This window comes from Rhodobacteraceae bacterium Araon29, from assembly GCA_039640505.1.
Lineage (GTDB): Bacteria > Pseudomonadota > Alphaproteobacteria > Rhodobacterales > Rhodobacteraceae > CABZJG01.
Window position 1 is genome coordinate 90877 of the sequence record CP046865.1, and the last position, 13783, is coordinate 104659.

12 protein-coding genes and 1 riboswitch are annotated in these 13783 nt (G+C 52.3%); of the genes, 8 read left to right on the forward strand and 4 right to left on the reverse strand.

Features of this window, described 5'->3' with window-relative positions:
• Positions 1-9: 9 nt before the first annotated feature.
• The 3 genes from GN278_00410 to GN278_00420 all read right to left on the reverse strand — a co-directional run bounded on the left by GN278_00410 (position 10) and on the right by GN278_00420 (position 2399).
• A complete protein-coding gene (locus GN278_00410) occupies positions 10-1005 on the reverse strand; it encodes a sterol desaturase family protein (protein XAT59423.1) in 996 nt (331 codons plus the stop codon).
• Between the two features lie 9 nt (positions 1006-1014).
• Complete coding sequence (locus GN278_00415; GenBank protein ID XAT59424.1) at positions 1015-1770, reverse strand: hypothetical protein; 756 nt, start codon at positions 1768-1770, stop codon at positions 1015-1017.
• A gap of 209 nt (positions 1771-1979) precedes the next feature.
• Positions 1980-2399 (reverse strand): glyoxalase, encoded by a 420-nt coding sequence (locus tag GN278_00420; protein XAT59425.1) that lies wholly within the window; start codon positions 2397-2399, stop codon positions 1980-1982.
• A gap of 161 nt (positions 2400-2560) precedes the next feature.
• Here GN278_00420 and GN278_00425 point away from each other — a divergent pair, with 161 nt between their 5' ends.
• From GN278_00425 to GN278_00435, 3 genes are all read left to right on the forward strand, one after another.
• The gene (locus GN278_00425) at positions 2561-4045 is read left to right on the forward strand and encodes an AMP nucleosidase (GenBank protein XAT59426.1); all 1485 of its coding nucleotides are present in this window, start codon (positions 2561-2563) and stop codon (positions 4043-4045) included.
• A 133-nt stretch (positions 4046-4178) separates the two neighbouring features.
• The gene (locus GN278_00430; GenBank protein ID XAT59427.1) at positions 4179-4466 is read left to right on the forward strand and encodes an HU family DNA-binding protein; all 288 of its coding nucleotides are present in this window, start codon (positions 4179-4181) and stop codon (positions 4464-4466) included.
• 101 nt (positions 4467-4567) lie between these two features.
• The gene (locus tag GN278_00435; GenBank protein XAT59428.1) at positions 4568-5455 is read left to right on the forward strand and encodes an EamA family transporter; all 888 of its coding nucleotides are present in this window, start codon (positions 4568-4570) and stop codon (positions 5453-5455) included.
• On the opposite strand, the gene aroC is transcribed toward GN278_00435, so the two are convergent.
• Entirely contained in the window at positions 5452-6555 is a 1104-nt protein-coding gene (gene aroC / locus GN278_00440) for a chorismate synthase (protein XAT59429.1), read from the reverse strand. The two genes, GN278_00435 and aroC, sit on opposite strands and share 4 nt — an antisense overlap.
• Positions 6556-6904: 349 nt before the next feature.
• Positions 6905-7002: riboswitch (TPP riboswitch) on the forward strand.
• 38 nt (positions 7003-7040) lie between these two features.
• Between aroC and GN278_00445 the strand changes: the two genes are divergently transcribed.
• The 5 genes from GN278_00445 (at position 7041) to GN278_00465 (ending at position 13635) form a co-directional block, all read left to right on the forward strand.
• On the forward strand, positions 7041-8021 hold the full coding sequence (locus tag GN278_00445; protein ID XAT59430.1) for a thiamine ABC transporter substrate binding subunit: 981 nt from the start codon (positions 7041-7043) through the stop codon (positions 8019-8021).
• Entirely contained in the window at positions 7997-9511 is a 1515-nt protein-coding gene (locus GN278_00450) for an ABC transporter permease subunit (GenBank protein XAT59431.1), read from the forward strand. The genes GN278_00445 and GN278_00450 overlap by 25 nt, the downstream gene beginning before the upstream one ends.
• Positions 9495-10196, forward strand: a complete 702-nt coding sequence (locus GN278_00455) for an ATP-binding cassette domain-containing protein (GenBank protein XAT59432.1) — start codon at positions 9495-9497, stop codon at positions 10194-10196. The genes GN278_00450 and GN278_00455 overlap by 17 nt, the downstream gene beginning before the upstream one ends.
• A 353-nt stretch (positions 10197-10549) precedes the next feature.
• Positions 10550-11695: an iron-containing alcohol dehydrogenase gene (locus tag GN278_00460; GenBank protein XAT59433.1), complete on the forward strand. Its 1146-nt coding sequence runs from the start codon at positions 10550-10552 to the stop codon at positions 11693-11695.
• A 422-nt stretch (positions 11696-12117) separates the two neighbouring features.
• Positions 12118-13635 (forward strand): multicopper oxidase domain-containing protein, encoded by a 1518-nt coding sequence (locus tag GN278_00465; protein XAT59434.1) that lies wholly within the window; start codon positions 12118-12120, stop codon positions 13633-13635.
• The last annotated feature ends 148 nt before the right edge of the window (positions 13636-13783 follow it).

A 13783-nucleotide genomic window follows, 5' to 3' on the forward strand; every position in this document is an offset into this window, starting at 1 on the left:
CAGTCAAAATTAGCGTGTGTACATTTGCTTTTTTTGGGCACGCGTCCGATCGGTCGCTTGTGCAGAGCCGTCATGAAAAGAGCCAAACCACTTATCCCAGGGCATTTCTACGGTCCCGTAATTGCATTCGAAATATCTGTGATGCAACTGATGAAAGAAATCACCAATTTTCGCACGCTCTTTATCTGCAACGTATAATTGATCAAATCCAGAGTGCGAAAAAACGGGGTGGATCGACTGCATATAACCATGAAATAAAATATGGATAGGATGGCTGGGAACAACCAAATGAACCAAAAAATTGGTATAGAATAAAATATGCTCCACAGGATGCATAGAAATACCAGACCAAGGGCCAACATTGATATTTCGGTGATGAAGGGCATGCGCCAATCTATATAGTGGAGGCCAGTGCAAAGCACGATGTACCCAATAAAAATGAAAGCTCGCCCAGACTATCAAGAATGGAAACATTAGGAAAAACCAAACGGGATTTTCAGGAAATAGAAATGCAGGGGCAAAGCCATTGGCCATCGACCAGTAAATGAGACACTGCGCAAAGGACCATAGGGTGACGCCACTCGCCAAAGACCAGAACATATTGTCAAACACCTGATTTCGAAAGGTAAAGCTGCCGTTGTCTGTTGCTGGATCGCGCGGGTCGTATTTAAAGTGCTTTTCCTGTCCCCGCCACTTGTAAAGCCAGAAATGCAAAAGCCCTGCGCATATTATATGGGGGATAAGATTTCCAAGCCAAACCCGCAGTATCCAGCCAATTGCAAATTCGCTCATTGCTTCCAGAGGTGGTAAAAATAGATAAAAAATGACGACAGCCAACACCACGGCCAGAGTGGTGGTTGAGGCAGCAAGCCAATAAGAAGCGTACCATCGAAGGATCGCCCCAAGGTCTAGGGGCCATTTGAAAAATGGGTTCAAAGCAACGGGATGTGAAGGCCGGTAATGCCAGCGCGATGCTTCGGGGTCTTTTTCAAATCCTTCAGACATGCTTGATCCTTATTGACTATAATCAGAACTTTCATCGTCTAAAATGGCCTTAAGCTCGGCCAGATGTCGTGTGGCTTGCTCAGGATATTCTTCGATTTCCTGAGCGGTTTTTTCGGCGATATTATCAGAAAGGATGCGTAGCGGCCGACCTGTTTGCAAAGCCCGGATATAAGTTTCCGCAGCGCGTTCAAAGTAATACAGACGATTAAAGGTTTCTGCTATGGATTTACCAATGATTATAACGCCATGATTTCCCATAATCATAACTGTCTTCTTGGGGTCTTTTAGCAGTCCTGCGCATCTTTCGCCCTCTTCTTCAAAGGCGAGCCCTCCGTAATGCTCGTCTATCACAAACCTGTTGAAGAAAATCGCTGTGTTTTGGTCAATTGGTTGCAAACGGCTGTCTGCAAGGCTTGCTAAAACGGTTGCATGCATGGAATGCACATGCATCACACATCTTGCATGAGGACAGTGGCGGTGGATGGCACCGTGCAGGGACCAAGCGGTGGGGTCGGGGGCGTTTGGTCCCTCGAGCGTATCAGGATCATTGGCGTCAAGCTCGATGAGGTCGCTGGCCTTGATGCGCGCAAAATGCATCTGATTGGGGTTCATTAAAAACATTGTGCCGCTCTCGTTCGTTGCGAACGAGAAATGATTGGCCACCCCTTCGTGCAAGTTTAGCCGCGCAGTCCAGCGAAAGGCTGCCGCCAAATCAACGCGTTCCTGCCAATACCCTATGTTTTCTCGTAAATTCGAAACGGCCATGTCTTTTCCTTTTTCTAAACTAGATCACCTTTTTGCCGGGTTCCCTATCTTATTTGCGACGCATACGGGGGCTTAAAAACGGCAATGCTAGGTTTTTGAAAAAATCAATAAGATAGTTTTTCCTCCAATTTTTGATGTCGGCAATGCGTCGGTATCGCGGCAGTATCGCGCAGGTGGCATTTTAGCCCCAAAAATAGGCCACACAATCGTTAAAGTGGCTGTGAAGGGACCCAAAGATAGCCATCAGGTCCTAAAATGGCGCATTCGCGAAGCCCGTGGGGTTTATCGCTTGGCGCTTGTAAGATCATCGCCCCCATCGCCTCGGCCCGCACGGCAGCGGTATCTGGATCACTGTCATACAGCCTAAGCTCAACCCCCAAACCGCGCGGCGGATTTTCAGGCAGTAGGGCCTGCAGCGGATGTGCTGCATACGTGGCATCACTATGAAGTTGGAAGACCTGACTTTGGTACACCATGATGGCAAAATCAGCCGAGCCCTGATGCGCGCGCATTGCAAAAACATCTGTTAGAAAATCAACACAGCGCGGCACATCACTTACCAAAATATTGATCCCCAGACCGCGAAGTGATGCGCCAAATGCATCAGGCGAAACAGTATCTAAATCCATTTAAAAAACCCCCTGACCTGTTTGCTGCTCTTGATTATCTTAGGCACCCGTGGCATTTTGGGTTATGATAATCATACCACAAATTCGAGCATCTTCGGTCTATTTTTTCCGGCAGCAGGGTCAAGATAGACGACACTGGTTGTTTTATATGAGCCATAAAAATGACTGATACCGAAAAACCTTCGAATATAGTTTCTCCACAAACGGCGGACCATGAAGGCTTTACCGATGCTGGCAAAGCAGTTGCCCGGCTACAAGAGATTTATCAACAAGCCACCGAGTTTTTAGCCACAGCCTTTTCAGAAACACGCCAAAGCGGCGCAACGGGCCAGAGGTTTCGCGCCTATTATCCCGAAATCCGGCTGACCTGCAGCAGCTACTCGACAGTGGATAGCCGGCTTAGTTTTGGCCATGTGGCCGGCCCCGGCACCTATGCCACTACGGTCACGCGGCCGGATTTATTCGCCAATTATCTGCGGCAGCAAATTTCGCTACTGTTGGAAAACCACCAAGCGGAAATTTTCATTGGCGCATCAAAGACCCCCATACCGATCCATTTTGCGCTTTTAAACGATCCATCGCTGAGCGCATCCGCGGCTACAGCGGCGGAATTTTCGCTGCGCGATGTATTTGATGTACCCGATCTGACCACCACCAATGATGATATTGTAAACGGTGTGGTCAAACGTGCCAATGACGGAACTGAACCGCTGGGGCCCTTTACTGCCCAGCGGGTCGATTATTCATTGGCGCGGCTGGCACATTATACAGCCACCGATGTTGAGCATTTTCAAAACTATGTTCTGTTTACCAACTATCAGTTTTATGTGTCCGAGTTCGAAGCCTATGCGCGCCAAGCGCTGGCAGATCCTAAAAGTGGCTACACCAGCTTTGTCAGCCCCGGCAATCAGCAAATCACCGACCCTAAGGCAGAGATTCCCAATACCGGCAGCACACCACAGATGCCGACCTATCATTTAACGCGCGCCAACGGCAATGGGATCACTTTGGTCAATATTGGCGTCGGCCCCTCAAACGCAAAAACCGCCACTGATCATATCGCTGTTTTGCGGCCCCATGCTTGGGTAATGCTGGGCCATTGCGCGGGGCTGCGCAACTCGCAAAGCCTGGGTGATTTTGTGCTCGCGCATGCCTATCTGCGCGAAGACAAAGTGCTGGATGATGACCTGCCGTCATGGGTGCCAATTCCAGCGCTGGCTGAGGTTCAAATTGCTTTGGAAACAGCAGTGGCTAATGTCACCGAACTTCAGGGCTATGAGCTTAAAAAAATCATGCGCACGGGAACGGTTGCGACGGTGGATAATCGCAACTGGGAATTACGGGACCACTCTGGTCCGGTGCAGCGCTTAAGCCAATCACGCGCGATTGCTTTGGATATGGAAAGCGCGACCATCGCGGGCAACGGTTTTCGGTTCCGCGTGCCTTATGGAACGCTGCTGTGCGTGTCGGATAAACCGCTGCACGGCGAGTTAAAATTGCCCGGCATGGCGTCAGAATTTTACAAAACACAGGTGTCGCGGCATCTTAAAGTGGGAATTCAGGCGATGGAAAGTTTGCAAAATATGCCCTTAGAAAGGTTGCACAGCCGTAAATTACGCAGCTTTGACGAAACAGCATTCCTATAATTTCGCCAAATTTGGGAAAAAACGCATGTTTTTGACCCCTATGCATCCACTACTTGTTGTGTTCATCTACAACATTCCGTTAGAAACTTAGCGTGAGGCCCTAAAAGTTGGGCAGTATAAGGAGAAAACTAAAATGTCGAAACCAATGACGAAAACACAACTTGTTGCTGCTCTGGCCGAAGATATGGGTACAGATAAGAAATCAGCCACTGCCGCGCTGGACGCAATGTGCAACCTGATCACACGCGAAGTATCTGGCGGCGGCGCCGTGACATTGCCGGGCGTTGGCAAAATCATGTGCCGTGAAAGACCCGAGCGCATGGTGCGCAACCCGGCCACTGGTGAGCAGTTTAAGAAAGAAGCAGATAAGGTGGTCAAAATGACCATAGCGAAAGCTCTTAAAGATAGCGTGAACGGCTAATATTTAAGCCAGTAATTTTGAGATTTTAGGGCCGCGTGAGCGGCCCTTTTCATTGGCGGTGAACTGTGTCAGCAATACATTAGTTTTGGCAAAGGGGCGCGATGGATTTTCGGGCAATTCTGATGGGGCTTGGATTTGCTCTGATGTGGTCGTCGGCCTTTAGCTCCGCGCGCGTCATTGTTGCCTATGCATCGCCGCTTGCGTCCCTGTCACTGCGATTTTTGATCTCGGGGTTAATCGGCTTGGCAATCGCCTGGATGCTGGGTCAAACTCTGCGGCTTACCCGCGCTCAGTGGCGCGCAACCATCATCTTCGGCATCTTTCAAAACGCACTGTATTTGGGTTTGAACTTTGTGGCGATGCAATGGATCGAAGCCTCGCTTGCCTCCATCATTGCGTCGTCCATGCCGCTGATGGTGGCCTTGGCGGGGTGGGTTATATTTCGCGACCGCCTGCCTTTATTGGGCAGCATCGGCTTGGGGCTTGGGTTTTTAGGCGTTGCTTTAATCATGGGGCTCCGGATTGAGGGCGGCGCGGATGCGCTGGGCCTTGGGCTTTGCGTGATTGCGGCGCTTGCCCTCACGGTGGCCACCCTTAGTGTTCGGGGTGCCACTTCGGGTGGCAATGTGATGATGATCGTTGGGCTGCAAATGCTTGTGGGATCGGTCAGCTTGGGCCTTGTGTCGCTGATGATCGAAGACATCTCTGTGATCTGGAGCTGGCAGCTGGGCGCGGCCTTTGTCTACACCACCTTGGTGCCGGGACTAGCGGCAACGTTTTTGTGGTTTATGCTGGTCAACCGGATCGGCGCAGTCAAAGCGGCGACCTTTCATTTTCTCAACCCGTTTTTTGGGGTACTCATTGCGGCGCTGGTGCTTGGTGAAGCTCTCAGCGCGCTTGATTTCGTCGGCGTGATTATCATCACTGCAGGCATTCTTGCGGTGCAGCTTTCGAAACAGGACAGTGCCCAGCCAAGCAATCCCGATTAGCCGATTGTCCCTTTGGTGTCACCCATTTGTCCTCGGTGCAGCAAGGCATGATCCAGCAGAACACAGGCCATCATCGCTTCGCCCACCGGAACAGCGCGGATGCCAACGCAGGGATCGTGCCGGCCTTTCGTGATCACTTCTTTGGCCTCACCGGATTTGGTAATGGATTGCCGCGGGGTTAGAATGGACGATGTGGGTTTGACCGCAAATCTGACCACGATATCTTGACCGGTTGAAATACCGCCCAAGATGCCGCCGGCATGGTTGGACGAATAGACCGGCTGGCCATCATTGCCCATAAAAATCTCATCGGCGTTGGCCTCGCCCGTTAGAGCAGCTGAAGCCATGCCTTCGCCTATTTCCACACCCTTGACCGCATTGATCGACATCATCGCCGCCGCCAGATCAGTATCCAGCTTGCCATAGATCGGCGCACCAAGTCCGGCTGGTGCGCCGCTGGCCACCACTTCGATTACCGCGCCCACAGAATTATGCGATTTGCGGATACCATCAAGATAACCCGCCCAATCCTTGGCCGCTACCGCATCGGGCACCCAGAAATCGTTTTGGTCGATCTGATCCCAGTCGAAATTCTCGCGGTTGATATGTTGCGATCCCATCTGCACCATATAGCCTTTGATCTTCAGGTTCGGCATGATCTGGCCAAGCGCAGCCCGCGCCACGCCGCTCGCCGCCACCCGGGCGGCCGTTTCGCGCGCAGAAGAGCGCCCGCCTCCGCGATAATCGCGAATGCCGTATTTCTGCCAATAGGTGATGTCCGCGTGTCCCGGTCTAAATGTCTCGGCGATATCGCCATAATCTTTTGACCGCTGGTCGGTGTTGCGGATCATAAGCTGGATTGGCATGCCGGTGGTTTTGCCTTCAAACACACCCGATAGGATTTCAACCGCGTCAGGCTCGCGGCGCTGGGTGGTATATTTACTTTGCCCCGGTTTGCGCCTGTCGAGCCAGTGCTGCAGCATCGCTGCATCAACCGCCACCCCCGGAGGACAGCCGTCCACCGTGGCGCCAAGCGCGGGCCCGTGGCTTTCGCCCCAAGTGGTCACGCGAAACAGATGGCCGAATGTGTTGATGCTCATCAGGGCACTCCTTTGCGATAAGCAAATAATCGCCCCGCGCCGCGGTGACAAGTTTATTCGTCTTTGCCTGCCCTTTGGCGGTGCTGTGAAGCCCTGTTGATATAAGTGATCAGCCGATCAACGACTAAAACCAGACTGGCTATTGCCCAGATTGGCAATTCAAACGCCGAAATCCATGTGAGAAAAAGATAGAGGGTCCAAACTGACCCCAGTTCAAACCATATTAAAAATAGCCGTGTTCCCCCAAAGGGTGCCTCCTTTCCGATAAAGTGTTGGAATACCTCACCTTAGCACAAATTTGGCTATTGCGATAGAGCGCTTGTGTTCCCAAACCAGACATATTACACCTTTTTTTACCTCGGGGTGCCCTTGCGGCTGAGATGCTTTTGCGAACCCGTTGAACCTGAACCGGTTAGGACCGGCGGAGGAAAGGTACGGCAGATTGCCAAGCTCACTCCGCCCGTCGCATTTATGGAGAGTGAGAAATGAAAAACTTTACATTTGCAGCGGGTCTTTTGACAGCCAGCACGGCGCTGGCAGATACCCCTGTGTTAACTGTTTACGCCCCGGATTATTTTGCCTCGGAATGGGGTCCCGGGCCTTCAATCGAAGCCGCTTTTGAAGCCAGTTGCGACTGTGATTTGCAGTTCAAAACCGGCGATGTGCTCGGCCGCATTATATTGGAAGGTACGCGCACAGACGCCGATGCGGTGATCGGGCTTAACACCGACATTACTAAAAAGGCGCGTGAAACGGGTCTGTTTGCCCCGCATGGGCAGGATGTGGCAAAACTGACCCTGCCACTGAACTGGACGGATGAGGTGTTCTTGCCGTTCAATTATAGCCACACGGCGTTCATCTATAATACCGAAAGCCTGCCAAACGCGCCGCAATCGTTTGATGAATTGCTGGCTGCAGATGATAGCATATCACTGGTGATCCAAGATCCGCGCAGTTCCATTTCCGGTCTTGCCTTGGTGCTGTGGGTCAAAGCGGTATACGGCGACCGCGCGGAAAGCGTGTGGGAACAATTGGCACCTAAAATCCTAACCGTGACCAAAGGCTGGTCGGAATCCTACGGGCTGTTTACCGAGGGCGAAGCGGATATGGTACTGTCTTATACCACATCGCCCGCCTATCACATCGTTGCAGAGGGTGATTTAACCAAGAAAGCCGCAATCTTTCCCGAAGGGCATTATTTCATGGTGGAGCTGGCGGCAAAAATTGCCGGCACTGACAACCCCGAACTGGCGGATGCGTTTTTGGCCTTTATCCTGACCGATACATTTCAAAACCTGATCCCTACCGGTAATTGGTCGCTGCCTGCAGCGCTGCCTGTATCGGAGTGGCCTGAGGCGTTTCAAGAGCTGCCGTTGCCGGAAAAGGTATTGTTTTACTCGGAAGACGAGGCAGCAGATTTACGCGCAGAAACGATTGAGGAATGGCGCCGCGCGTTGTCCAAATAATCACAGGTGCGGCGCTGGCCGCATTTGTGATCGCGCCGCTGATGGCGGTCTGGCTAAACGCTGGCTCTTCGGCGCGGTTTGGTCCAGCCGAATGGGCGGCGCTGCGCTTTACGCTGATGCAGGCAGCGCTGTCGGCAGCGCTGTCTGTGCTATTGGCCATTCCACTGGCGCGCGCCTTGGCCAGAAGCCGCTTCTGGGGGCGTGATGTAACCATCATGCTTTTGGGCGCGCCGTTTATATTGCCTGTTTTGGTGGCGGTGCTTGGATTAATAGCCGTCTTTGGCCAAAACGGTTTGCTGAATGATGGGCTGCATGCGCTGGGGTTTGAACCTCTGTCCATATACGGGCTTCAAGGCGTGTTGTTAGCCCACGTATTTTTTAACCTGCCCTTGGCCACGCGGATGATCCTTTTGGGATGGATGTCGCTGCCGGCTGAACGCATCAGGCTGGGCCAAAGTCTGGGGCTTGGGGCAATGGCGCGATTTTATCTAATCGAATGGCCGATGATCCGCCGCATATTGCCCTCGGCCTTTGCAGTGATTTTCGTCATTTGTCTGTCCAGCTTTGCAGTGGCGTTGACGTTGGGCGGCGGTCCCAAAGCCACCACCATCGAATTGGCGATTTATCAGGCCTTTCGGTTTGAGTTTGATTTTGCCACCGCAGCGCTTCTGGGATTGGTGCAGCTGGTTTTATCGGTTACCGCAGCGGCGCTTGCGCTTTGGCTGGCAGGCCATGACCGTTTGGGTATCGGGCTGGACCGGCCTGCGCCTCTTGCACTACGGCCACTTTTGCAGCGCCTTTTGGATATGGTAGTGATCGGCTGCGCTATGGTCTTTTTGGTGCTGCCGTTAGCGCTTTTGTGCATCAAGGGGGCAGGGGGTCTGGCGGATCTTGGGACGCCGGTCTGGTTTGCCGCCCTGCGCTCGATCGCCCTTGCGCTTGGATCAACCGCGCTGTGTTTGTGTTTTGCGCTGCCTTTGGCGACGCGTTGGGGTGAGGTGATAGCAACCTTGGGCATTGCGGTATCGCCCTTGGTGCTGGGTACGGGGCTGTTTTTGATCGTACGGCCCTATGTCAATCCTTTCGATGTGGCGCTGGGGGTGACGCTTTGCGTCAATGCGTTGATGAGCCTGCCCTTTGCGCTGCGCATCCTGCGGCCCGAGGTGCAAGCGGTTGAGCAGAACTTTTCCCGCCTGTCTTCGGCGCTTGGGTTGGGGCTCTGGGGTCGGTTTCGATGGGTAATGCTGCCGCGTTTGCGCAGACCGCTAGGATTTGCAGCCGGGCTTACAGCTGCGCTTTCCATGGGGGATCTTGGGGTGATTGCGCTTTTTGGTGATGCCGAGCGGGCGACTTTACCACTAAAGCTCTATCAGCTTATGGGCTCTTACAGGATGGAACAAGCCGCAGCAGCAGCGGTGGTTTTGCTATTGCTGAGCTTGAGTTTGTTCTGGCTGTTTGACAGGATGGGTCGGTATGGCGCTCAGGATTAATAACCTCACCATTGACCAAGGCGGATTTCGCCTAACCGCCTCTTTGCCTTCACTTGAGTCAGGTATTTACGCTGTGATTGGCCCGTCTGGTGCGGGCAAATCATCTTTGCTGGCGGCCTTGGGCGGGTTCTTGCCGTTGCAAAGCGGTGAGGTTTCTTGGTCAGGGCACGATATCACTGCTCTTTCACCGGACAAACGGCCAATGGCAATGCTGTTTCAGGACAACAACCTTTTTCCCCACCTGAGCGCAGAGCGCAATATCGCGCTTGCACTGACCAGCCGCGCAAAGCTGAGCGCTGATCAAACCGAACAGGTTCAGGCGGCTTTAAAGCGGGTGGGTCTTGCAGGATCGGGGGCAAAAAGGCCAGCGCAGCTTTCAGGGGGTGAGCAAAGCCGCGTCGCCCTTGCGCGGGTACTGCTGCAAGACAAGCCAATTTTACTGGTGGACGAGCCATTTTCGGCGCTTGGGCCGGCGCTCAAAGCTGACATGCTGAATTTACTTGCCGAGCTGGCACGCGAGCGGGGCAGTTTGGTGATGATGGTCACCCATGATCCTGCCGATGCGCTGCGCATTGCGAAAAAAACCATTGTGGTGGCCGAGAGCACGGTACATTCCCCCAAGGACACAGGCGCGCTGATGCAAAACCCGCCGCCGGCACTGGCGGCGTATTTGGGAACTGTCTGAAGGTCCCTCACATATTCAAGGCTTGCATTGCATCGCAGATGATGGCCTTATTTTCCATAATGTTGCTATATGCTTGGCTCGTTAACATAAATGGATGGATATAATGAACGGCCATAAAGATTTGGACATCAAAGACGCAATAAATAAAAACTGCCCCTGGTCAGGCAAGCCAATCGAAGAGAAATCTTTGACAACATACAATGGCCAAGTTGTTGGATTCTGCAATACAGGTTGTCGCGACAAGTTTAAGAAGGCCGTAGACTTATTTGATGACCTAATGATTGCACCTTAGTGTCCACCTATAAAATAACGACAAACGCCTCTTGGGCAGCCAATAAACAGAAAGCTATGCGATGACACTTACCGCCAATTGGTCTTACCCAACTGCGATTAAATTTGGACCCGGCCGTATCCAAGAATTGCCTGCTGCTTGCGCCGAGGCTGGGATTACCCGGCCATTGCTAGTCACTGACCGCGGGTTGGCCAGTTTAGAGATTACTCATAAAGCTCTCGATCTTTTGCAAACCGCCGGGCTGGGCTGCGCGGTTTTTAGCGAAGTTGATCCAAACCCGACCGAAGATAATCTAATGGCAGGGGTCGCCGCCTACCGGCAGGGCGGCCACGACGGGGTGATTGCCTTTGGTGGTGGCTCGGGCCTTGATCTGGGCAAGATGGTGGCGTTTATGAACGGTCAAAGCCGGTCGGTTTGGGATTTTGAAGATATTGGCGATTGGTGGACCCGCGCCGACAGTGATACCATTGCGCCCATTATCGCCGTGCCAACCACCGCTGGCACCGGGTCCGAGGTGGGCCGCGCCAGTGTTATAACCAATGCGCAAACCCAAGTAAAAAAGATCATCTTTCACCCCAAGGTTCTGCCCACCGTAGTGATTTGCGACCCCGAACTTACTCTTGATTTGCCGCCCGCCATCACAGCTGGCACCGGTCTGGATGCCTTTGCCCATTGTGTCGAGGCATTTTCCAGCCCGCATTATCACCCCATGAGTCAAGGCATCGCGCTGGAAGGGATGCGCCTGGTCAAAGAATACCTGCCGCGCGCCTATGGCGATGGTCACGATATTGAGGCCCGGGCCCAAATGATGAGCGCCGCAATGATGGGGGCCACGGCGTTTCAAAAGGGGCTGGGTGCGATCCACGCCATGAGCCATCCGGTGGGGGCAATGTTTGGAACCCACCATGGCACCACAAATGCGGTCTGCATGCCCGCTGTTTTGGATTTTAATGCCCCCGCAATTGCCCTGCGGTTTGATCAGGCTGCAGCCTATCTTGGGATCGCGGGCGGATTTGACGGTTTCTGCCGGTTTGTCCAAGACCTAAACGACAGCCTTGGCATCCCCAAAAAACTATCAGCGCTGGGGGTCACCGCAGAACCTCTTGCGGCTTTAATCAGCGGCGCGCTTGATGATCCATCCTGTGGCGGCAACCCGCGCCCTTTGACCCGCGCTGCGCTCAACGACTTGTTTATGGCCGTGATTTAGGGCGCAGACCAATAACTTGACTAAAGCTGTAAAGCATCAGCCTTAAACCAATTTAAAAAAGCCAATACTTTTTGGATCGAGGCGGCAATAAGAACTCAACAGATTATGGTATTTATTCAATAAACTCATTTGTAACATTTGGTAGAATGGACCCTTATTTACTTACTAAACTCTGTGCGGATACATTTTAAATTACCTTAGGTAAAATTAGCTAAATTTGGCTTGGAATCCATATTATGCACGTGATAACAACGCGATCGTGAAGTGATAGCAGCCACTTTATAGCTTTATTATACCGTCATCTAAGAAAATAACTGAGATGATATTTTCTAATTACATATTCGGGCCTGATCGGAGCTGCTTTTGTGTTTGTTGCAGCATTACCTGTGGCGAAACTAAAAGCCGGTATGCCTCACACATAGTTGGATATGCTTCAAGGAGACGAAGCCATGATAATAAATCGCCGAAATTTTATGATCGGGACTGCAGCATCTTGCGCTACATTGGCCGGAGTGAGCAAAGCCCAATCGGCCACACGCCCACTCCCCATTCTTCCTATGACAGACCTTACCAATGGCTTTGATCAAAGGCTTGCATTGAAATTAGCCCCGTCGAGCCATGATTTTGGTACCGGCGCAGCCAGTTCGACACTAGGGATCAATAATTCTTATCTTGGACCGGTGCTGCGCGTGAAACAGGGCCAAACGCTTCCGTTCGATGTCACCAATCAAATCGAAGAGGTCACCACAATTCATTGGCACGGACTTCATATTCCTGGCGATGTCGATGGTGGCCCCCATCAGCAAATCCAGCCGGGGGCAACCTGGTCCCCGGATGTGCCAATCATCCAGCGCGCCTCGATGAATTGGTTTCATTCCCATGCGCATGGCAAGACCGCACAGCAAGTGTATAAGGGATTGGCTGGGGTGATGCTGATCGAAGATGATGCAAGTTTATCAGCCGATTTGCCTAAGACTTATGGCGTGGACGACTTCACCCTTGTTCTGCAGGACAAGACGTTCACTGATGCAGGTGCGCTGAATTACACATTGACCGAAACAGCGCTAGAAGACGGGTTCATGGGCGAAGCCTTGGTGATCAATGGCGCCATAGCACCCGTTGCGCAGACTGTCCCAAAGGGGCTGGTCCGCCTGCGTATTCTTAATGCCTGCAACGCCAATTTTCTGACATTATCCATGGCGACAGGCCCTCTGAACGTGATCGCGTCAGATGGTGGATTTCTTGGCGCAACCGTTCAAACAGACACAATATTTATGTCCCCGGGCGAGCGCTATGAGATTTTGGTGGATATGCGCCAAGTTGACACCAATCAGTTGATTGTAAACCATGAGCTTCCTGAGCTTGGAGGGATTAAAGGCATCATGCGTGAGTTGCTAACTGACGGTGAGGCCCAGATTGCGGCGCTAACATTAAATAGGAACGACAAAGCCGGATTTGACGGCTCAGTTCCTAATAACCTTGCCAACTTATCTGTGCCGGACCCGAGCAAAGCAACCGTTACAAGGTCGTTTGAGCTTGAGCAGGAAACAGGCGCGGATCTTGCGGCTCTTGCTGCGGCCGGTGATAATTATTGCGGTGACGGCAGCGCCATGGTCATAAATGGAAAACCAATGGACATGAACCGCATCGACGAAAAGGTGCGCAAAGGCGACACCGAGATCTGGCGCATCTCGGTTGATGATTTTCGGCATCCATTCCACGTTCACGGCTGTTCGTTTAGAATACTAAGTCAGGAAAGTGGTGAGCCGCCAGCTTATGCGCAGGGTTGGAAAGATATGGTTCATGTCGATGGTGACCAATGGTCCGAGGTGCTTGTTCGCTTTGATTATGAAGCGCCCGCTGAAGCACCCTATATGTATCATTGCCACATCCTTGAGCATGAAGACTGCGGTATGATGGGGCAGTTTACCGTAACATAATGCCGAGATAAAAAATAACCGCGGCGCACAGTAGTTTGTGCGCCGCGCAAAGATTTGTTTTTAGCGGTGATCTAGGGTGCTCTCAAATCAGTGCGCACCATTATGCGCTTTAATAGCGAGAGCGATTGGCGATACACCAGCAGCAGTC